Source organism: Kaistella flava (ex Peng et al. 2021) (assembly GCF_015191005.1).
GTDB classification, from domain to species: Bacteria; Bacteroidota; Bacteroidia; order Flavobacteriales; family Weeksellaceae; genus Kaistella; species Kaistella flava.
The window spans coordinates 2,883,514-2,904,665 of the sequence record NZ_CP040442.1 but is presented as its reverse complement, the minus strand read 5'-3'; the positions used below and the strand labels follow the sequence as shown (position 1 = coordinate 2,904,665).

18 protein-coding genes are annotated in these 21,152 nt (G+C 35.5%); 12 read left to right on the top strand and 6 right to left on the bottom strand.

What is annotated here, in order from left to right:
- Positions 1–99 precede the first annotated feature (99 nt).
- From secA to msrA, 4 genes are all read left to right on the top strand, one after another.
- Positions 100–3,171 (top strand): preprotein translocase subunit SecA, encoded by a 3,072-nt coding sequence (gene secA, locus Q73A0000_RS12940; RefSeq protein ID WP_193811345.1) that lies wholly within the window; start codon positions 100–102, stop codon positions 3,169–3,171.
- Positions 3,172–3,299: 128 nt separating this feature from the next.
- The gene (locus tag Q73A0000_RS17190) at positions 3,300–3,473 is read left to right on the top strand and encodes a hypothetical protein (protein ID WP_193811344.1); all 174 of its coding nucleotides are present in this window, start codon (positions 3,300–3,302) and stop codon (positions 3,471–3,473) included.
- A gap of 108 nt (positions 3,474–3,581) precedes the next feature.
- Complete coding sequence (locus tag Q73A0000_RS12930; RefSeq protein WP_193811343.1) at positions 3,582–4,550, top strand: ROK family protein; 969 nt, start codon at positions 3,582–3,584, stop codon at positions 4,548–4,550.
- A 127-nt stretch (positions 4,551–4,677) separates the two neighbouring features.
- Positions 4,678–5,238, top strand: coding sequence for a peptide-methionine (S)-S-oxide reductase MsrA (gene msrA / locus Q73A0000_RS12925; protein ID WP_193811342.1), 561 nt, complete (start codon positions 4,678–4,680; stop codon positions 5,236–5,238).
- A gap of 17 nt (positions 5,239–5,255) precedes the next feature.
- Here the strand turns inward: msrA and Q73A0000_RS12920 are convergent, their stop codons facing one another.
- From Q73A0000_RS12920 to Q73A0000_RS12895, 6 genes are all read right to left on the bottom strand, one after another.
- Positions 5,256–5,828 carry a DUF3267 domain-containing protein gene (locus tag Q73A0000_RS12920; protein WP_193811341.1) on the bottom strand — a complete coding sequence of 191 codons (573 nt, stop codon included), beginning with the start codon at positions 5,826–5,828 and terminating at the stop codon, positions 5,256–5,258.
- A 120-nt stretch (positions 5,829–5,948) separates the two neighbouring features.
- Complete coding sequence (locus Q73A0000_RS12915) at positions 5,949–8,087, bottom strand: S46 family peptidase (protein WP_193811340.1); 2,139 nt, start codon at positions 8,085–8,087, stop codon at positions 5,949–5,951.
- A gap of 107 nt (positions 8,088–8,194) precedes the next feature.
- Positions 8,195–9,532, bottom strand: coding sequence for a T9SS type A sorting domain-containing protein (locus Q73A0000_RS12910; RefSeq protein WP_193811339.1), 1,338 nt, complete (start codon positions 9,530–9,532; stop codon positions 8,195–8,197).
- A gap of 163 nt (positions 9,533–9,695) precedes the next feature.
- A complete protein-coding gene (locus tag Q73A0000_RS12905; RefSeq protein ID WP_193811338.1) occupies positions 9,696–10,145 on the bottom strand; it encodes a GNAT family N-acetyltransferase in 450 nt (149 codons plus the stop codon).
- 25 nt (positions 10,146–10,170) lie between these two features.
- Positions 10,171–10,788 (bottom strand): ribosome biogenesis GTP-binding protein YihA/YsxC, encoded by a 618-nt coding sequence (gene yihA, locus Q73A0000_RS12900; RefSeq protein ID WP_193811337.1) that lies wholly within the window; start codon positions 10,786–10,788, stop codon positions 10,171–10,173.
- A gap of 60 nt (positions 10,789–10,848) precedes the next feature.
- Positions 10,849–11,613, bottom strand: a complete 765-nt coding sequence (locus Q73A0000_RS12895) for an alpha/beta fold hydrolase (RefSeq protein ID WP_193811336.1) — start codon at positions 11,611–11,613, stop codon at positions 10,849–10,851.
- A 247-nt stretch (positions 11,614–11,860) separates the two neighbouring features.
- On the opposite strand from Q73A0000_RS12895, the gene mraZ reads away from it, so the two are divergent.
- From mraZ to Q73A0000_RS12855, 8 genes are all read left to right on the top strand, one after another.
- Positions 11,861–12,331: a division/cell wall cluster transcriptional repressor MraZ gene (mraZ, locus tag Q73A0000_RS12890; RefSeq protein ID WP_193811335.1), complete on the top strand. Its 471-nt coding sequence runs from the start codon at positions 11,861–11,863 to the stop codon at positions 12,329–12,331.
- A 44-nt stretch (positions 12,332–12,375) separates the two neighbouring features.
- Complete coding sequence (gene rsmH / locus Q73A0000_RS12885; RefSeq protein WP_193811334.1) at positions 12,376–13,269, top strand: 16S rRNA (cytosine(1402)-N(4))-methyltransferase RsmH; 894 nt, start codon at positions 12,376–12,378, stop codon at positions 13,267–13,269.
- Positions 13,270–13,337: 68 nt separating this feature from the next.
- The gene (locus tag Q73A0000_RS12880) at positions 13,338–13,703 is read left to right on the top strand and encodes an FtsL-like putative cell division protein (protein ID WP_193811333.1); all 366 of its coding nucleotides are present in this window, start codon (positions 13,338–13,340) and stop codon (positions 13,701–13,703) included.
- On the top strand, positions 13,687–15,678 hold the full coding sequence (locus Q73A0000_RS12875; protein ID WP_193811332.1) for a penicillin-binding transpeptidase domain-containing protein: 1,992 nt from the start codon (positions 13,687–13,689) through the stop codon (positions 15,676–15,678). The genes Q73A0000_RS12880 and Q73A0000_RS12875 overlap by 17 nt, the downstream gene beginning before the upstream one ends.
- A 67-nt stretch (positions 15,679–15,745) precedes the next feature.
- The gene (locus tag Q73A0000_RS12870) at positions 15,746–17,206 is read left to right on the top strand and encodes a UDP-N-acetylmuramoyl-L-alanyl-D-glutamate--2,6-diaminopimelate ligase (protein ID WP_193811331.1); all 1,461 of its coding nucleotides are present in this window, start codon (positions 15,746–15,748) and stop codon (positions 17,204–17,206) included.
- A gap of 29 nt (positions 17,207–17,235) precedes the next feature.
- On the top strand, positions 17,236–18,477 hold the full coding sequence (gene mraY, locus Q73A0000_RS12865; protein WP_193811330.1) for a phospho-N-acetylmuramoyl-pentapeptide-transferase: 1,242 nt from the start codon (positions 17,236–17,238) through the stop codon (positions 18,475–18,477).
- 70 nt (positions 18,478–18,547) lie between these two features.
- Positions 18,548–19,885 (top strand): UDP-N-acetylmuramoyl-L-alanine--D-glutamate ligase, encoded by a 1,338-nt coding sequence (gene murD, locus Q73A0000_RS12860; protein WP_193811329.1) that lies wholly within the window; start codon positions 18,548–18,550, stop codon positions 19,883–19,885.
- Between the two features lie 12 nt (positions 19,886–19,897).
- Positions 19,898–21,121, top strand: coding sequence for an FtsW/RodA/SpoVE family cell cycle protein (locus tag Q73A0000_RS12855; protein WP_193811328.1), 1,224 nt, complete (start codon positions 19,898–19,900; stop codon positions 21,119–21,121).
- The last annotated feature ends 31 nt before the right edge of the window (positions 21,122–21,152 follow it).

Genomic DNA, 21,152 nt, shown 5'->3' with positions numbered 1-21,152 from the left:
CGTCTTCGGCAATCGACTTTTATATTTTAGAAAAATTCTAAAAATTAAAATTTTTAAAATGGCCGCGTGTTCCCACGCATTGAGCCGAAAGCAAATACTATGGGATTTATAGACAATGTTCTTAAAGGTTTTCTTGGTGACAAAAATGTTACTGACCTCAAGGAAGTAAAAAAAGTTTTAAATAAAATAAAAGCAGTAGAACCAAAAATTGGAGAATTATCCGATGATGGATTACGTGCAAAAACTGCTGAGTTTAAAGAGAAATTAAAAACTGCCACTGCTGGTATTACGACGCAGATTGAGGAGACCAAAGAACAAATCAAGAATTCTACTAACGTTGATGAGAAAGAAGCACTCTTTTCTAAGATCGAAACTTTGAAAAAAGACTCTTATCAAATCGAGGAAAAAGTTCTTAACGAAATTCTTCCTGAAGCTTTCGCTCTTGTAAAAGAAACTGCTCGCAGATTGGCGCAGAACGGAGAAATTCGTGTTACTGCAACTGATTTAGACAGAGAGTTTGCTGCTACAAAAGATTTTATTGAACTAGACGGCGATACCGCAGTTTGGAAAAACAAGTGGGACGCAGCTGGTACACCAATCGTTTGGGACATGGTTCATTACGATGTACAGTTCATCGGTGGAGTTGTATTGCACAGCGGTAAAATTGCGGAGATGGCAACTGGTGAAGGTAAAACTTTAGTAGGAACATTACCAATTTACCTTAATGCTCTTCCAGGAAGAGGTGTTCACGTGGTAACGGTAAATGATTACCTAGCAAAACGTGACTCCCTTTGGATGGGACCGATTTATCAATTCCATGGGATGACCATCGATTGTATTGATAACCACCAACCCAACTCTGACGCAAGAAGAAAAGCATACCAATCAAGCATTACTTACGGAACCAATAACGAATTCGGTTTTGACTATTTGAGAGATAACATGGTAACTTCGCCTTCTGAATTAGTTCAGGGTGAATTAAACTTTGCAATCGTTGATGAGGTAGATTCAGTTTTAGTTGATGATGCCAGAACACCGTTGATTATTTCTGGTCCAGTTCCACAAGGAGACAGACAGGAATTTGATACTTTGAAACCATCTGCTGACCGAATCGTAGAAATTCAGAAAAAGACCGTAAGCGCCATCTTCCATGAAGCGAAAAAACTAATCGCTAACGGAAATACAAAAGAAGGAGGATTTAAACTTCTTCAAGCATATAGAGGTTTGCCTAAAAACAGACAGTTGATTAAATATCTTTCTGAAAGTGGTCACAAGTCACTTCTTCAAAAAGTGGAAGGACAATATATGCAGGATAATAACAAAGATATGCCTATCGTTGATAAGGATTTGTACTTTGTTATTGATGAAAAAAACAATCAGATTGATCTTACCGATAAAGGGGTAGAATATATGTCTGCCGGAAATGAGGATAAAGACTTCTTCGTTTTAAATGATATCGGAACAGAAATCGCAGAAATTGAAGCGAAGAACTTAACAAAAGAGGAAGAGTTTGAAGCGAAAGAAAAAGTATTCGGTGAGTTTGCGGTAAAATCTGAAAGAGTTCATACTTTAAGTCAATTGCTAAAAGCATATACTTTATTTGAAAAAGATGATGAGTATGTAGTAATCGATGGTGAGGTGAAAATCGTAGATGAGCAAACTGGTCGTATTATGGAAGGAAGACGTTATTCTGACGGACTTCACCAAGCGATCGAAGCGAAAGAAAATGTAAAAATTGAAGCCGCTACACAAACCTTCGCAACAGTTACTCTTCAGAACTATTTCCGTATGTACAATAAACTGGCAGGAATGACAGGTACAGCAGAAACTGAAGCAGGTGAACTTTGGGAAATTTATAAGTTGGATGTAGTAGTAATTCCTACCAACAGACCAATTCAAAGAGATGACAGACAAGATTTAGTTTACAAAACGAATCGCGAAAAATATAACGCAGTTATTGAGGAAGTTGAAAGATTAACCTCTGCAGGAAGACCAGTTTTGGTTGGAACAACTTCAGTTGAGATTTCTCAATTATTATCGAAAGCGTTACAGTTGAGAAAAATTCAGCATAATGTTTTGAATGCGAAACTTCACGCTAGAGAAGCAGAAATCGTTGCAATGGCTGGAGGTCCGGGAGTTGTAACAATTGCAACGAACATGGCAGGTCGTGGTACGGATATTAAATTGCAAGGCGAGGTTAAGAAAAACGGTGGTTTGGCAATTGTCGGCACTGAAAGACATGACTCGAGACGTGTTGACAGACAGTTAAGAGGTCGTGCTGGAAGACAGGGTGATCCAGGAAGCTCTCAGTTCTATGTTTCTTTGGAAGATAATTTAATGCGTCTTTTCGGATCTGAAAGAATTGCGAAAATGATGGACAGAATGGGTCATAAAGAAGGTGAAGTAATTCAGCACGGAATGATTTCTAAATCTATCGAAAGAGCACAGAAAAAAGTAGAAGAAAATAACTTCGGGATTAGAAAAAAACTTTTGGAATATGACGACGTTATGAACAAACAACGTGACGTTATTTACAAGAGAAGAAAGAACGCATTGTTCGGTGATCACTTGAAATATGATATTTCGAATATGATCTATGATGTATCACAATCGATTGTTACCAAAGGAAAACTAGAAGGCGATTATAAAGAATTCGAATACGAAATCATTAAGTATTTCACGATGGAAGCTCCGGTTACCGAAAGTGAATTCAAAACGAAACAAGTTCCAGAATTAACTGAGATTCTGTTCAAAGCTGCGAGTGAAGACTATAAAATGAAATTGAACTTGCTGAAAGAAAAATCATTCCCAATTATCGAGAATGTATTCCAGAATCAAGGTTCAATGTTCAAAATGATTCAGGTTCCTTTTACGGATGGAATTAAAACAATGACCATTGTTACTGATCTTAAAGAAGCTCACGACACTCAATGTGATTCATTAATCAATGATTTCGAGAAAAATATTTCACTTGCAATTATCGATGAAAACTGGAAATTACACTTAAGAGAAATGGATGATTTAAGACGTTCTTCTCAAGGTGCTGTTTACGAACAGAAAGATCCGTTGGTTATTTACAAACAAGAATCTTTTTATCTTTTCACCGAAATGGTAGAAAGAGTAAACAAAGAAATCGTTTCATTCTTATACAAAGGAGAAATCCCTGCGTAAGTAGATTTTCAAATAATAGAAGAGCCTCCAAAATTTTTGGAGGCTTTTTTTGTTGAACGATATTCGGACCTAAAATTCAGAATTTTTCAGGTTCAAACGAAAAAACAAATCCTATATGATTTAGAAAGTTGTACGAAAACGGCGATATTTCAACAATTAAGATTTATAACATAAAAGGTTTTCTGCTGAAAACGATCAAGGGAATTCAAAATCTTGACACTTCTGAATTAAAATCTGGTTATTATATTATCGTATTTTTATTATTAAACGACAAAATCAAAATACAATTCATTAAAATGTAGATATTTTAATGAATTGTTGAAAACGAAAGCTTCTTCAAACTTATTGGAGAAGCTTTTTTAAAACCAATCGTATTTTTTTGTAATTTTATTGCATAAATCTAACCATTAATGGCATTAATAGACCTATCCAAGCAAGTAGCACTCGGCGTTGATATTGGTGGAACCAATACTAAATACGGACTCGTCAATCACCGTGGAGAAATTTTAGAAAAAGGAAGCCTCAAAACTGATGACTTCCCAATTGTTGAAGATTTTATAAATGCCTTATATGATAAGGTCGCTCCGTTAATATTGAAACATTGTGGCCAGAGACAATTCGACGGAATCGGAGTTGGCGCTCCCAATGCCAATTATTATACAGGAACCATCGAACAAGCACCCAATCTTCATTGGAAAGGAATTGTACCTTTTGCAAAGTTAATGACGGAGAAATTTGAAGTTCCTTGTAAAATGACCAATGATGCCAATGCAGCGGCGCTCGGCGAAATGATGTTTGGTGCAGCCAGAGGAATGAAGGATTTCATCATGATGACTTTAGGTACCGGCGTAGGAAGTGGAATTATTACGAATGGACAACTCATTTACGGACACGATGGTTTTGCCGGAGAATTGGGGCATACGATTGTAAAACCTGGCGGCAGAAAACACTGGAGCACAGGATCAGAAGGTTCTTTGGAAGCTTACGCATCTGCAACTGGAATCACCATTACGGCTAAGAAAATGCGTGCAGAGTTTCCAAGTTCTATGCTTAATGATTTTCCTGAAGAGCAAGTAAATTCGAAAATTGTTTACGAATGTGCAGTCAAAGAAGATCCAATTGCAATTGAAGTCTTTCGTTATACTGGACAGAAATTAGGAGAAGCTTTGGCCAATTTTGTGATGTTCTCTTCACCAGAAGCAATTTTACTTTTTGGTGGCGTCATCAAAGCAGGCGACTTTATTATGAAACCTACCAAACTTCACATGGAAAGAAACCTTTTACCTATTTTTAGAAATAAAGTGAAATTAGTTTTCAGTGAACTCGATGAAGCTGATGCAGCAATTCTAGGTGCAAGTGCTTTGGTTTGGGAAAAATAAATGAAACTCTTTTCTAAAATACATCGACTTCGATTATCATTTTAAATAATATTTACTTTAATTAAATTTTATCATCAGTGCTTTTTAATTTCTTACACTTTAAAAAGTTTTAACAAATAACATAAAAATGGAAAAACAGAATTTAGAATATATGACTTTTGGCGGCGGATGTTTTTGGTGCGTTGACAGCGTACTTGATTTACTAAAAGGCGTAGAATCCACCACTTCAGGATACGCAGGTGGACATAAAGCAAATCCCACTTACGAGGAAGTTTGCACAGGAGAAACAGGCCATGCAGAAGTAGTACAACTTACTTATGACCCAGGGATTATTTCTTATGATCAGTTGATGGATGTTTTCTTTTTCCTACATGATCCTACTCAATTAAATAGACAGGGCGAAGATATCGGAACTCAATACCGTTCTGCCATTTTCTACAAAGACGAGGCTGAAAAACAAAAAGCGGAAGAAGCAATGAAACTTTCTGAAGCTTCTGGAAAATACTGTGGAAAATATGTTACTGAAATTACAAAACTTGAAAAATTCTGGCCGGCTGAAGAATACCATCAAGGATATTACGAGGCGAATCCTACGCAACCTTTCTGCAGCGCAGTCGTTGGACCGAAGATTGCAAAATTCAAAAAACATTTTGGCGAATTGGGAATGCTAAGACCCGAAGTTAACTAATATAAAAAGCGAAGAAATTATTCTTCGCTTTTGTTTTTCCTAAAAATATAATAACCCGCTTCCGACGGATGATCCTGAACATAGTCTTCACGATTTTCTTTTCTGATGAGTAAATAAATCATTAAATCGCCTGCTGCAGCTGCTGAGAAAAAAATTCCAAAAATTAAGAAAAACCCATTTCCGCCTATTAAGCCAAAGACTGAAGGAATGACACCTAAAATTAGTAAAGGAGCAAGTAAGGCAATGATGTAATGTTTAATTTTCAAAGGTTCTTTGCAATGACAATATGGAGTTAACGTCTTCCAAAGAATGCCGAACGTAATTGATTTAATGCCTTTAGAAGCGTACAGAGCGAAGAATATTCCATGGATAAGTTCGTGTGCTACAATTCCGAGAAGTAGTATGATTAATGGAGTTAAAGCCTTTAATATTAAATACTCTGAATTTAATTTTGGTAATTCGAAACCCCAAATAAAATAAAACGGAACAGCAAAAACCACCACAAACAAAACGAGATATTTTAATGCTTCACCGTTTGCTTTTTGTAAATCTATTATTTTTTTCTCTTTAACCAAATTATTAAAATCCATAGTTATACTTTAAAAATTATTATTAAAAATAAGTCATTCTAAAAAGGATAAATTCCCGTTAATAACGACAAAAAAAAGACCGCTGAAAACTTCAGCGGCCTTTAAAAATTCTAAATTGAATTATTTTACCAAAGTCAACTCACTGATTAAGTGACCTGCTTGTCCGTATTTTTCAATAGTCCAAAGAACCATTCTGATATCAACGTTAATGGTTTTTTGCCATTTTTTGTCAAAGATAATATCACCACTTAACGCTTCACTGTTTCCGTCAAACGCTAAACCTAGTAAATTACCTTCACCATCAAGAACTGGAGATCCAGAGTTTCCTCCTGTGATGTCATTGTCTGTCAAGAAATTTACCGGCATGAAGCCTTTCTTGTCTTTATATTGACCGAAATCTTTTTTCTTAACTAAATCCAAGAATCTTTGAGGTAAATCAAATTCCTCATCTCCTTTTTTATATTTAGCCACCATTCCTCTGATATCAGTATAATAGTTATCTTTTGGTTTGATTCCTTCATAGTTTCTATCAGCTCTTTCAGGAAGAGTTGTCACCTTACCTGTTGTCAATCTCATGGTAGAGTTAGCATCTGGATAGAACATTGTTTCTGGTTGAGATTTTCTAAGACCATCTAAAAAGATTCGGCTATTTTTAGCGAAAGCATCATCTACTTTAGCAAATTTTTCACCGTTTAATTTTTGATCAGTAATAAAACCGTTAGACAATTTCAACAAAGGATCAGCATCGATTCTCAAACGATCTGGATTATTTACAAAATCCATAGCAGATTCTTTCGTTGCAAAAATTGAAGAGAAAGCTATCGTCGAAAGGTTTTTCGCATCAGCTGCAAATAACGTTGGTGAACCAACTTCTTTATTGACTCTTTGTTGGTAAAGATTAACCATAGAGTTCAACATTTCACCTTCCAGTTTAATGTTTACGCCATCATATAATCTATCTATTGCATCAGTCACTTTGGTTTTCATTGCAGCTTTTCCTGCAGCATCTTGATCAGCATACGTTCTCAAAAGTGAACCTAACTGATAAGAAATCGTGATATACTTTGCATTTCTTTGTAATTGAGAAGAGAAGTTTCTTTCTACATTACGATTAGACATTTGAGCATAGTTTGATTTAATATCTTGTAAAACACTACCATACATTTCGATGTTTTCTGGCATCAAAGCCCAAGTCTGGAATTTTTGTTCTAAAGCTTGTTTCTCTGCAATCGTACCATTTTTGATCACCGCGTCGATTGTTCCTTGTCTGTTTTTCCAGTAATTGGCTACAGAAGCATATTGGGAAGCGTAATCAAGTTTGGTCGCCTGATCTTTGTCCATGTAAATTTTCATTACATCCATTGCAACTTTAGAAGCTTCTACCCAAGCCGGATAATCTTTACTAACCATTTGCTCAATACCGAAAGAAGTTAAAAATCTATTTGTTCTTCCTGGATATCCCAAAATCATAGCAAAATCTCCTGGCTTATACCCTCTCATTGAAATAGGAAGAGCATGTTTTGGTTTCATTGGAACGTTGCTTGGAGAATACTCAGCAGGATTTCCGTTAGCATCTGCATAAACTCTGAACACAGAGAAATCTACAGTATGTCTTGGCCATTCCCAGTTATCAGTATCACCACCGAATTTCCCTAAGGCATTTGGAGGAGTTCCTACCAATCTAACATCTTTAAAATCCTGATAAACAAAATAATAGAATTCATTTCCGTTATAGAAATCTTTTACTACAACCGTATATTTTCCGTTTTCTGAATTTTCAGCTTGAATTAATTTATACTCTGCATTGATGATATTATTTCTTTCTTCAGCAGACATATTATTATTAAGTTTGGCGTTGATTCTTTTAGAAACATCATCCATTCTCACCATAAATCTTACAGAAAGACCTTTTGAAGGAAGTTCTTCGCTTTTTTTCATTGCCCAGAAACCATTGGTTAAATGGTCATTTTCAGGAGTTGAAAGTGCTGCAATATTTCCGTAACCACAGTGGTGATTGGTAAATAGCAAACCTTCTTTAGAAACCATCTCTGCAGTACAACCTCCACCGAACTGTACGATAGCGTCTTTTAAACTAGAATTGTTTACGGAGTAGATTTCATCGGGAGTTAATTTTAAACCGTCTTTTTTAAGATCGACTCCATTCAGTCTTTTGATCATGCTCAAAAGCCACATTCCCTCATCTGCTTTCAATTGCAGGAAACTCAACATAAATGTGAGTAATAAAAAAATTCTTTTCATTTAATAATTTATTTAAGGTGCTAATTTAAGAAATTCATTTTACTTGATAGGTAACAAAAAAAATGGATGAGAAAATTCTCATCCATTTAATAAAAATAATATGAAGATTATTTTTTCATTAATTTAGTCGTTTCAACTGAACCTCCACCGTAATATACTTGTAGAAGGTAAGTTCCTTTTGCTAAAGAAGATACATTAATTTGTTCTGCTCCTTTAAAAGATTTTACTTTTTTACCAGAAAGATCAAAAATATTAATTGTTTCAATTGATTTTTTAGCAGACACAGTAACTACATCTGTTGCAGGATTTGGATACACTTGTAATGCTGATTTAACTGCATTATCTGCAACAGCTAAACTAAGATTACCATTAAGCTTCAAGATCCCTTTGGTACCAGCAGGACCATCACTGAACTGACCAGCCCAACCTGTTGTACTATTCAACATTGCTAAAGTTCCTCTTTGTTCTCCACTGTCAATAGCAGTCCAGTTTAAACCACCATCGGTAGAATACGAAGATCCCATAAAATCTTCACTACTAGAATTAACACCAGTTGAAATATAAGTATTTGCTGTTCCAGGAACGTAAGAAATATCACCAAAATACCAAGGACCATTAGGAGTTACAGGATCCCACCCTGCTCCACCATTAGATGTGGAATATAAAAATGCAGAATCATTTCCATCTATCGCAAGCAGAAGTCCTTTGTTTGCATCTTTAAATGCAAAACTACCTGAAGATCCACTAGTAATTACACCTCCGAAATCTAAAACTGGAGATGAGCTTACTGCCCAAGTAGCACCACGGTCAGCAGATCGCATAATTCTTCCTGTACTTGTACCAACCCACATATTATCACCAACCACCTTTCTTAAACCTACATAAGTAAATTCATCAGCACTTTCCGGTGCAAGAGCTCCCGCAACAGAAGTCCAAGTTGTTCCACCATTATTGGTTTTAAACATTTCGAATTTTCCATTTAATGGATCCCCACTTGACCAACCGTTATTAGCATCCCAGAAATAAATATGGTTTGCAAATGAGCCTGATGTATAACCTGATGGCTGTAAAGTCCAGTTAGCTCCACCATTAACTGTTTTCCAAATTTTATTAGCATTTGCTCCTGTACCAGATGGCGCTGTCACAATCCATGCTGTATTACCATCGATCGCAGTAATATCAGAAATTAACGCGTTCCCACCGAGTCCTGTAATAGGTGTCGCAGTCCATGAAGCACCTCCATTAGTTGTTTTAGTTGTGGTTTTTGGGTAAGTTCCGCCACCTGCACCGTCATAAGCCGTTGCCCAAACTGTATTGGCATTTACAATTACAATCTCCTTGATACCGTTATTTACAGGTAATTTGGTCGCTTGAGGCACCCATGAAATTTGAGCCTGAGCCATTAAGGCAACTAGTGCAAAACCAGTCAGTAAAATTTTCTTCATAATATTAAAAGTTAATTGATTTTTTGTAAATGTATATGTTTTACAAATGAAAAACAAAATTATTTGACACTTTTTTAACATTACGACAAAAACATTGAGAATGTAGCATTTTCAATGTTTGAGTATTTATTAGAAAAAATAATAATTAAATAATGGACTACGATTAGGTTTTCAGCATTTCAGAATGCGGAATATCATCTTCTAAATAATTTTTACCAGTAGAAAAAAAACCAAGCTCTTTATAAAAAGTAAGAAGGTAATCTTGTGCTGAAATTCGAATAGAACTTTTCGGATATCTTGCTTCAATAGTATTTATTGCAAACCTCATCAGCGTTCTTCCCAAATTCATCTTTCGATATTTTTGATTCGTTAAAACTCGACCTATAGAAGTTTCGGGATGTTTTATTCCTGGCTCAAAAATTCTGCAATAGGCAACAACTTCACCCTTGCTTTCTGCCCAAAGATGAATCGCTTGTGGATCATAACCGTCAACATCAGGATACGGACAATTTTGTTCAACAACAAAAACATCGATTCTTGCTTTCAATATAGAATATAATTCTTTCGTTGAAAGTTCATCGAAGGCTTTAATGGTCCAAGTAAAATTTTCCATCTATATAATAGGAGAAATCCGTCAGTTAGAATTTAACATGATTATGCATTAGGAATTCGTTTGTTTTTGTAATAAAATCAAGTATTCCTTCACCGCCGGTTTTTTTCTCAGCCGAGGTGACGTAGATTTCGGGAAGATCTTCCCAAGTTTTTAAAAGTTCTGATTTATAATGCTCAACATTTTTAGCAATTACGGTAGGCTTCAACTTATCTGCCTTGGTGAAGACAATTGAAAAAGGAATTCCGTTTTCGCCACACCATTCAATAAATTCAATATCGATTGCTTGAGGAGTATGTCGGGAATCAATTAAAATAAAAAGATTGACTAAATTTTTTCGATTCAGAATATAATTGGTAATCAGTTTCTCAAAATCTTTACGCATACTTTTTGAAACTCTGGCATAACCATAACCTGGCAAATCGGTAAGAGACCAACTTTCATTAATAACAAAATTATTTATAAGCTGAGTTTTTCCTGGAGTACCAGAAGTTTTTGCCAAATACTTATGGTTCATCAGCGCATTGATCAACGATGATTTCCCAACATTCGATCTTCCTATAAATGCGTATTCAGGCATGGTCGGCTCAGGACAATCCTGCCATCTATCACTACTTTTTACAAATTCTGCTGTCTTGATAACCATAACGTGTGTTCTTTTAAAAATATAATTAAATGAAAAATGGAAGAATAAACTTCCATTCAACTATTTTTTGTGTTTCTGTAACCAGGAATATAATAGGTTATTAAATTCATTTGGCTTTTCCATCATTGCGGCATGTCCACATTTTTCAATCCAAAATAACTCGGAGTTGGGTAATGATTTATGCATTTCTATTGCAACTTCTGGTGGTGTCACATGATCTTGCTTACCCCAAATTAAACACACAGGTATTTTAATTTTCGGCAGATCATTCAACATATTATGTTTGATGGCACTTCTAGCCAACATCACTGTTTTTATTCCTTTCATTCTGTCGTTTACAACAGAGAAAACTTCTTCTACCAATTCATCGGTAGCAACCTTTGGATCAAAAAACACTTCTTCAGTTTTCTTTCTGATATAATCTTTATCACTTTTTCTAGGAAAACTATCTCCGAAAGATTTTTCATATAAGCCAGAGCTACCAGTAAGAACTAGATTTTCAACCAAATCAGGTCTTGCCAACGTAAGTATTAAACCTACATGACCACCCATTGAATTTCCCACTATCGTTGCAGCTCCTCCAACTTTTTCTTCAATAAACTTTGCAACATATTTTGCAATCGTGGTAAGATTAGTATTAAGAACTGGCAGATCATATATAGGAAGGACAGGAACAAAAACCTTATATCCTTTCTCTGCAAAATAATTTACGGTATCATCGAAATTACTTAAACCACCCATTAGACCATGTAATAAGATTACAGGGTCACCTTCTCCAGCTTCTATAAAAGCGAACTTCTTGTCCTTTTTAGTTTTAAATATCATAAATGTTACGCTATAAGCGTTTGCAAAAATACAAATTAAACGCCAAAATCAATTTATTTAGCATTATTTATATATTAAATTTAAGTTTTTTTCACCGAACTACCAAGTTCTACGAAAAATAATTAAAGTGACTTATTAACTTCTTTTTAATCAACACTTTAATTAAAAAGTCAAAACTTATTAACATTAAGTCGAAAAGTGGGAAAAAGTGGGAGCTTTTGGAAATTTTTATATAAATTTGTCCCAAATGAAGAATTTCATCGGAACATATGAATGCAGAATAGACGATAAAGGTCGTCTGAAACTCCCTTCATCGCTGGTAAAACAGATGGGGGATTTTGGCGATGATTCCTTTGTCATCAAACGTGCTGTATTTCAACCATGTTTGGAGGTTTACCCAATGCAAGGTTGGGAACAACTGATGAGTAAACTCAATAAACTCAACCGTTTCATTAAGAAAAATGCAGATTTTATCCGAATGTTTACGGCCGGAGTAAAAATTGTGGAACCCGATAATGCGGGTCGTTTACAAATTTCGAAAGACCTTACGCACTTTGCGAACCTTCGAAAGGAAATTGTAATTACCAGTGCAGGTGAACTTTTTGAAATTTGGGATAAAGAGGCGTATGAAAAAGTAATTACTACTTCAGAAGAAGATTTTGCAAAATTAGCTGAAGACGTAATGGGAACGATCAGTTTCGACGAAGAAGAACAATAAGACGTTCGAAGAAATTTAAATTAAAAACACTTAGAAGAAAAAAAATGTATCACAATCCTGTTTTGCTGAAGAAAAGTGTCGATGATTTGGTAACAAATCCTGACGGTATTTACGTGGACTGTACTTTTGGCGGCGGCGGTCACTCGCGCGAAATTCTGAGCAGACTTTCTGAAAAAGGAAAACTGTACGGTTTCGACCAAGATTTAGATGCACTCAAAAATACGATCGACGATCCAAGATTTACATTGATCAATCAAAATTTCAGGTTTTTAGAAAATGCGTTGATGATGTACGGTGTTTCTAAAGTGGATGGAATCTTAGCAGATTTCGGTGTTTCTTCTCATCAGTTCGATGAAGCAGAAAGAGGATTCTCCACAAGAAGTAATGCGCCACTGGACATGAGAATGAATGTAATGCAACTTCTGGATGCCAAGAAAGTGATTAATGAATATGAAGAAGAGCATCTCGCAGATATCTTCTATCAATACGGAGAGATTCGGGAATCAAGAAAGTTAGCAAGAGAAATTGTTAACCACAGAAAACTGAAACCAATTGAAACGACAGAGGATTTAAAAAAACTCTTCAGTTATATTCCACAGTTTAAGCAAAATAAAGTTTACGCACAGATATTCCAGGCAATCAGAATTGAAGTTAATCAAGAATTGGAAGTCATAAAAGAACTTTTGGGTCAGGCACATCGAATGCTGAAACCTGGCGGAAGATTAGTGGCGATTTCTTATCATTCGTTAGAAGATCGTTTAGTTAAAAGATTTTTAAAAAACGGAATGTTCGAAGGTGAACCCGCCAGAGATATTTACGGAAATTTTTCTAAAACATTTGATCTTTTACAAACAAAAGCAGTCGTTCCGGATGATGAAGAAATTAAAGAAAACTCGCGAGCGAGAAGTGCAAAATTAAGAACAGGTATAAAGTTATAAGTAATTGGTAATTAGCAATCAGTAATATAACTGCCCATTGCTAATTACTTATTACTCCTTAAAAATATATGGCAAAAAAACCGACAAATCGCCCACAAAAAAGACTCACTTTTATTGATATTATAAAAGGGAATTTTTTGAACCGTGATGAAGTGACCATTCATTACCGGTATTTCGTGTTGGTGTTTTTTTTATTAATGATTATGATTTACAGCAATCATTTGGTTAGTAAAAAGATTGAACATGTTAATGTTTTGAAAGAACAGACCGAAGAGTTTAAATCGAGAAATGCGTTTGCACAAAGCAGACTCATTAAAGTTAAATTAGAATCAGAATTAGGAAAAGAAATGGTGCAGGACTCCTTGTTATCATTAGAAAATCATCCTCATAAAATATTGATAAAATTAGATAGTCTAGATGGCAGTGCAAAATGAATTTGAAAAAAAACGCTCAAAAACATTGAGATGGGGCTACCTTTTTACAGGGTTTGCCTTCGTTTTGTTTGTGGTGTTTCTTGGGAGAATTCTGTTTTTACAAAATACCAATGTTCAGGAAATCAAAGATGATTACATCAATAAAAATTATCGCGAAGCAACTTTAAAAGCAGCCCGCGGAAACCTTTACGCTTCAGATGGTTCTATCCTTGCGACCACTGTAATGCGTTATGATGTTTATGTTGATTTTAAAATTATTAAAGACACCGTTTATTCTAACAACATTGGTGCTTTAACGGATTCATTATCAAAAATGTTTGGGAAACCAAGAAGCTATTTCAGAGACCGATTTGATCAACAGAAAAAAGCGAAGAATCAATACTACTCTTTAATTAAAGGACTTGATTTTGATGATTACGACCGTATTCGTCAGTTTCCGATTTTTAAGAAAGGTAAAAACAGAGGTGGATTTATCGTTGACAGAAATTACAAAAGAGAATTGGCAACTACTCAAATCGGAGCAGGAACTATCGGGATGGATAATGCAATTGGAAAATCCGGATTAGAAGGAGCTTTTTCTAAATTCCTGACAGGAACAGATGGAACCCGTCTTGAACAAAGAGTTAATTCCAGCCAGTGGAAACCTATAGATTATTGGAAAGTTAATGAACCAATCGATGGTCAGGATGTTTACACCACAATTGATATTCGAATTCAAGATATTGTTCATTCTGCTTTAGAAAAACAATTGGTGAAATTTGATGGTGAACACGGTACCGTTTTAGTAATGGAAGTTGCCACCGGAAAAATTAAAGCCATGGTGAATCTTCGCAGAACAGAACCGGGAATTTACGTTGACGCCTACAATTATGCGATAAAAGATAATATCGAACCGGGATCTACCTTCAAAACAATTTCATTGTTAGCAGCGATGGATGATGGTTTCATTGATGAAAAAACAACAGTAAACGTTGGAAACGGTGTTTGGACTTATGCTAAACAGAGAATTTCTGATGATCACGGCGGAGGCGCTTATGAGATTTCTGATGTCTTGGCAAAATCAAGCAACGTAGGAACGGCGAAGTTGATTACCCAATTTTATGCGGATAAACCTCAAGTATTCTTAGATCATCTTCGAAGATGGAAACTGTTTGATAAAATGGATATTGAACTTCCTGGGATTACAAGACCAAGAATTTTAACACCCAAAAGTAAAACTTGGAATGCAGCAACTTTAGCTTCAATATCTTATGGATATGCAACCAATATTAACCTTTTACAATTGACCACTTTTTATAATGGTATCGCAAATAAAGGCAAAATGCTGGAACCTCTTTTTATTGAAAGAATCTCGAAAGACGGTAGAACACTTTATGACGCAAAGCCGAAAGTAATGGTTAATAAAATGGCCTCAGAAAAAGCCATTACCATGATGACTAATGCTTTAACCCAAGCAGTAGAAAAAGGAACAGCAAAAAGTATTTTTACACCTAATTTAAAAATGGCCGGGAAAACTGGAACTGCAAGATTTGAATACTGGAAACCAGGACCAAGGAAATACAGAGCATCATTTGCAGGGTTTTACCCAGCAGATAATCCAAAATACACTTGCTATGTAATGATTAGCGAGCCTGATAATTCTAAGAGTTTTTATGGATCAACAGTTGCTGCACCTGTATTTAAAGAGATTGCAGGAAAAACATTCTTGAAAACGCCTCAAAATATTGAGAAAGAAATGTTGGTAGATAATAAAGTGGATCTCAGTAAAATGATTCCACAAAATGTAAAAGTGGCAGTTACCAATAGAATGATGCCTAAAGTAACTGGTTTAATAGGAAAAAATATTATTCCGCAATTAGAAAACCAAGGTTATAGAGTTGACTATAAAGGTGTCGGAAAAATAAAAGAACAGTTCCCATTAGAAGGAACCATCATCAACAAAGACCAAAGAATTTACCTGCAATTGCAGAATTAAAATAAACACAAAGTTCCAAAGGGACGATTTAACAAAGGATAGGAAAAACTCCTATCGAATTTATAAGATGAAATTAGAAGAAGTATTACACAGAATCCCAGTCCTGGAAATCATCGGAAATAAAGACCGAGATATTTCAGAATTAATTTTCGACAGCCGAAAAGCAGTTGAGAATGCCATGTATATGGCAATTAAAGGAACTGTTTCTGATGGTCATGATTTCATCGATTCTTCTATTGAAAAGGGAGCAACCGTAATTGTTTGCGAGAATCTTCCAACTGAAATTAAAGAGGAAATTACTTATGTTAAAGTAAAAGATGCCGCCATAACTTTGGGACATCTTGCTTCTAATTTTTATGGAAACCCTTCTTCGAAACTGAACCTCATCGGAATTACCGGAACAAACGGTAAGACTTCTACCACTACTCTTCTGTTTGACATTTTTAAAATATTAGGTTTTAAATCTGCTTTAATTTCCACCGTAGAATATAGAATTGGTGAGGAGATTATTCCTTCAACACATACGACTCCGGATATTATTCGTTTGAATCAAATTTTAGCTAAAGCCGTAGAAGAAGGTTGCGAATATGCGTTCATGGAAGTTTCATCTCACGGAATTCATCAGCACAGAACAGAAGGTTTGCAATTTAAAATCGCAGGATTTACCAATATTACGCACGATCATTTAGATTATCATAAAACCTTTGAAGAATATCTTAAAACCAAAAAGAAATTCTTTGATGAGTTAAGTTCAGATGCAATTGCCATTACCAATGTTGATGACAAAAACGGAAACGTAATGTTGCAAAATACCAAAGCGAAAAAGAAAACTTACGCTTTGAAAACGATGGCTGATTTCCATGGTAAAATCACAGAAATTGATTTTAATGGAATGCTTTTAAACTTTAATGGAAAAGAATTCTGGACGACTTTGACCGGAAAATTCAACGCTTACAATTTGCTTCTTGCTTATGCAGTGGCGATTGAATGTGGTTTTCATGAAGATGATATTTTACCAGCCATTTCACAATTAAAAAGAGTGACAGGAAGATTTGAAACTTTAAAATCTGACGGCGGAATTTTCTTCGTTGTCGATTATGCGCATACTCCAGATGCATTAGAAAATGTATTGGATTCTATAAATGAAATCCGTACTAAAAACGAAAGATTGATCACAGTATTTGGTTGTGGCGGAGACAGAGATCATACGAAACGTCCTGAAATGGGAAAGATCGCGACTCGAAAATCTACGTTAGCCATTATCACTTCTGATAATCCAAGAACGGAAGATCCGGCAGAAATCATTAAAGAAATTGAAGCCGGTGTAGAGCCTCAAAACTTCAGCAAATACACTTCAATTCCTGACCGAAGAGAAGCGATTAAAATGGCAATTAAATTTGCAGAACCGAAGGATATTGTCGTAGTAGCCGGCAAAGGACACGAAACTTATCAGGAAATCAATGGCGTTAAAAACCATTTTGATGATAAGGAAACCATTATTGAGTTAGCGAGACTTATGTCGAAATAATTATAAACTGAAAGATTAAATAAAACGCTATGTTATATTACCTTTTCGAATATTTGAACAGCCACGGAATTCACGTTCCTGGTATGGGTATGTTTAAATTCATCTCTTTCCGTGCAGGAATGGCCGTATTGCTCTCCCTTCTAATTGCTTTGGTTTTTGGTAAAAAGATCATCAACTATCTGCGAAATAAACAGATGGGCGAATTGGTGCGCGATTTAGGTTTAGAAGGTCAAAAGCAAAAAGAAGGAACGCCTACAATGGGTGGTTTAATTATCATTATGGCCACTTTAATTCCGGTTTTACTTTTCACCAGAGTTCTGAACGTGTATATTGTTTTACTAATTGTATCTGTAGTTTGGATGGGTGCGATAGGATTCATCGACGATTATTTAAAGAAAATCAAAAAAAACAAAGACGGTCTTAGCGGGAAATTCAAAGTAATTGGACAAGTTGGTTTAGGATTAATTGTTGGAGTTACCATGTATTTTCATCCAGACATTACGGTAAAAAGAAAGTATGCCGACGCCAAAGAAATTAACCGAAATAACGTAGAAGCGAACTTTATGAAAACGGAGAAATCTACAGTTTCCACCGTTCCATTTGTAAAAAATAACGAATTTGATTACAGCGGTATTCTATTTTGGATGACTCCAGAAAAAGCGCATGAATGGGCTTGGATTGTTTTTATTCCAATTGTAATTTTCATCGTTACTGCAGTTTCCAATGGAGCCAATATTGCCGATGGAATCGATGGTCTTGCCGCGGGAACGAGTGTCGTCATTCTGTTAACGTTATCACTCTTTGCCTACCTTTCGGGGAATATAATTTTCGCCGATTATCTCAATATTATGTTCCTGCCAAATATGGGAGAAACCACCATTTTCGCCCTCGCTTTAGTTGGTGCGGTAATCGGGTTCTTCTGGTACAATACTTATCCTGCTCAAGTATTCATGGGCGATACAGGAAGTTTAATGTTAGGTGGAGTAATCGCAGTTCTAGCAATTATCCTTAGAAAAGAATTATTAATTCCTGTACTCTGTGGAATTTTCCTAATAGAAAATCTTTCCGTAGTACTACAAGTAGGAGTTTTTAAATATAGAAAAAGAAAATACGGATTGGAGTATGCTCAGAACAACAGACTGTTCAAAATGTCTCCTCTTCATCACCATTATCAGAAAGAAGGATATCACGAAAGCAAAATCGTCAACCGAATGATCATTATCGGGGTTTTGTTTGCCATTATTTGTTTAATTACTTTAAAAGTCAGATAAAAAGAGAGTTCCAAAAGGAACGAACGAGCTTTACAATAGGATTCATTCCTATTAAATTAAAAAACAGAATATGAAAATAGTTGTTTTAGGTGGCGGAGAAAGTGGCGTTGGTGCTGCATATTTGGCGAAGAAGAAAGGCATGAATGTTTTTCTTTCGGATAAAGGCGCGATAAAAGACGAGTATAAAAAACAGTTGATTGATGCTGAAATTGAGTTCGAAGAAGGTCAACATGACGAAGCTAGAATTCTTGAAGCTGACTGGGTGATAAAATCTCCTGGCATTCCAAAGAAAGCGGATATCATTTATAAGATTAATAAAAAGGGAATTCGTCTTTCTTCAGAAATTGAATTTGCGGCGGAATTTACCCAAGCGAAAATTATAGCAATTACCGGAAGTAACGGAAAAACCACTACGACTTCTTTGATCTATCATATTTTAAAGAATGATCATCTGAAAGTTGGTTTAGCGGGTAACATCGGAAAAAGTTTTGCGAGACAAGTAGCCGACGAAGATTTCGATTATTATGTTTTGGAAGTAAGTTCTTTCCAATTAGATGATATTCAAAATTTCCGACCGTTTATTTCCTTGTTATTGAACTTGAGTCAGGATCATCTTGACCAGTACAATTACAATTACGAAGATTATGCTTTGGCAAAATTCAGAATTGCAGAAAATCAGGAGAACGATAATTTCTTCATCTATAATAAAGATGATGAAATGAGTATGAATCTGTTGGAAAAATTAGCCATCAGAGCGAAAAAAATTCCTTTTTCTACCAAAGAGAAATTAGGAGAAGGTGGTTTTATTAACAATGATAAAATCACAGTAAAAATCGAAGATGAGTTTTCAATGAAAATTGCAGAGCTCTCTCTAGTTGGAAATCATAATATCGCCAACAGTTTAGCCGCTTCAATTGCCAGTAAAATATTAAAGATTAGCAATGAAAGTATTCGTAATTCATTGATGACATTTCAGGCAGTTGAACACCGTCTAGAGCAAGTTGCACAAATTCATGGAGTCACTTTTATTAATGACAGCAAAGCGACAAATGTAAATGCAACTTACTTCGCTTTAGAAAGTATGAACCAACCAACCATTTGGATTGTAGGTGGTGTTGACAAAGGAAATGACTATACCGAAATAGAAAATTTAGTTAAAAGAAAAGTAAAAGCGATTGTTTGTTTAGGACTTGATAATCAAAAAATTATCGACTTCTTTAAAGATAAAAAAGATGCGATCTACAGCACATCAAGTATGATAGAAGCCGTAAGAGTTTCGAAATCTTTGGCAGAGGAAGGCAATACGGTTTTGCTTTCGCCATGTTGTGCAAGTTTCGATTTATTCGATAATTATGAAGACCGCGGACATCAATTTAAAAATCAAGTATTAAAAAAAGCAATCGACTAATCGTAGATTAAAATGCAGGAAAGAGACACCAAATTTGAATTATTAAAAGGCGACAAAGTGCTGTGGAGCGTAATCTTATTGATTTCGTTCTTCTCGGTATTCCCTGTTTATTCTGCCAGTTCTAATTTGGAATATATTGTGAATAGTGGAACTACAACTTCTCACCTTATCAAGCACACCTTTTTCGTAGTACTTGGTTTAGGAGTTATGCGTCTTGTTGGTTGGGTTAAATATGAATACCTCGGAAAACTGAGCAGTATTTTTTTAGGATTAACGGTAGTATTACTATGTTTAACAATGGTTACCGGACAAACAATTGATGGAGCTTCTGCTTCACGTTGGTTGAAAATCCCGGGAACGCCGATTTCTTTTCAGCCCTCTTCTTTTGCTTATTTAATGTTGACCATTTATCTCTGCAGATATTTAACAAAGACAATTAAAAGAGAACGGCTTCCGATTGAAAACATGTTTTACATTTTCGGCCCTGTTTTACTGGTCTTTGGTTTAGTTGCAAAAGACAATGGTTCAACGGCTTTAATGATATTAATGGTTTCCTTAATCGTGATGTTTATTGGTCAATTAGACAAAAAATACATCTTTGGATTCGTGGGACTTTCATCAGTTCTGATTGGGATTTTCATGTTTGTAGCTTTAAAGACCAACCTCATCGAAAACAACCGGGTTCACACTTGGATGAGCCGTGTAGAAACCTTTACCAAAAAAGACAGTCAGGTTGAAGACGAAGCAGATAAAGCAAAAAACTATCAGGTGATGCAAGCCAAAGCTGCCATCGTTCACGGTGGAATTGCTGGAATGGGGCCTGGTAAAAGTGCTTTAAAACAAATGCTTCCACAATCGGCATCGGATTTTATTTTCGCCATCATTGTTGAAGAATATGGATTTATTGGAGCCACCGTTTTAATTGCGCTCTATTTAATAATGATAATACGGATTGTAATGATTGCCAGTAAGATGCCCGCCTTCTTTGGGAGTTTACTGGTGCTGAGTCTCGGGACCATGATTTTTGTGCAACTCGCCGTGAATATTGCGGTCGCCATTAATCTGATTCCTGTTACCGGACAACCATTACCATTAATAAGTTATGGAGGAACATCGATGTTAGTGACCTATATTCAGTTAGGAATTATCTTAAATGTAAGTTCCAGAATTCAGGTTTATGATGAAGAAGGAATGGGTAAAAAACAGAGTATCGAAGAAATAAATGATATCGCATAAAATGTAGAGACGTAATAAATCACGTCTAATA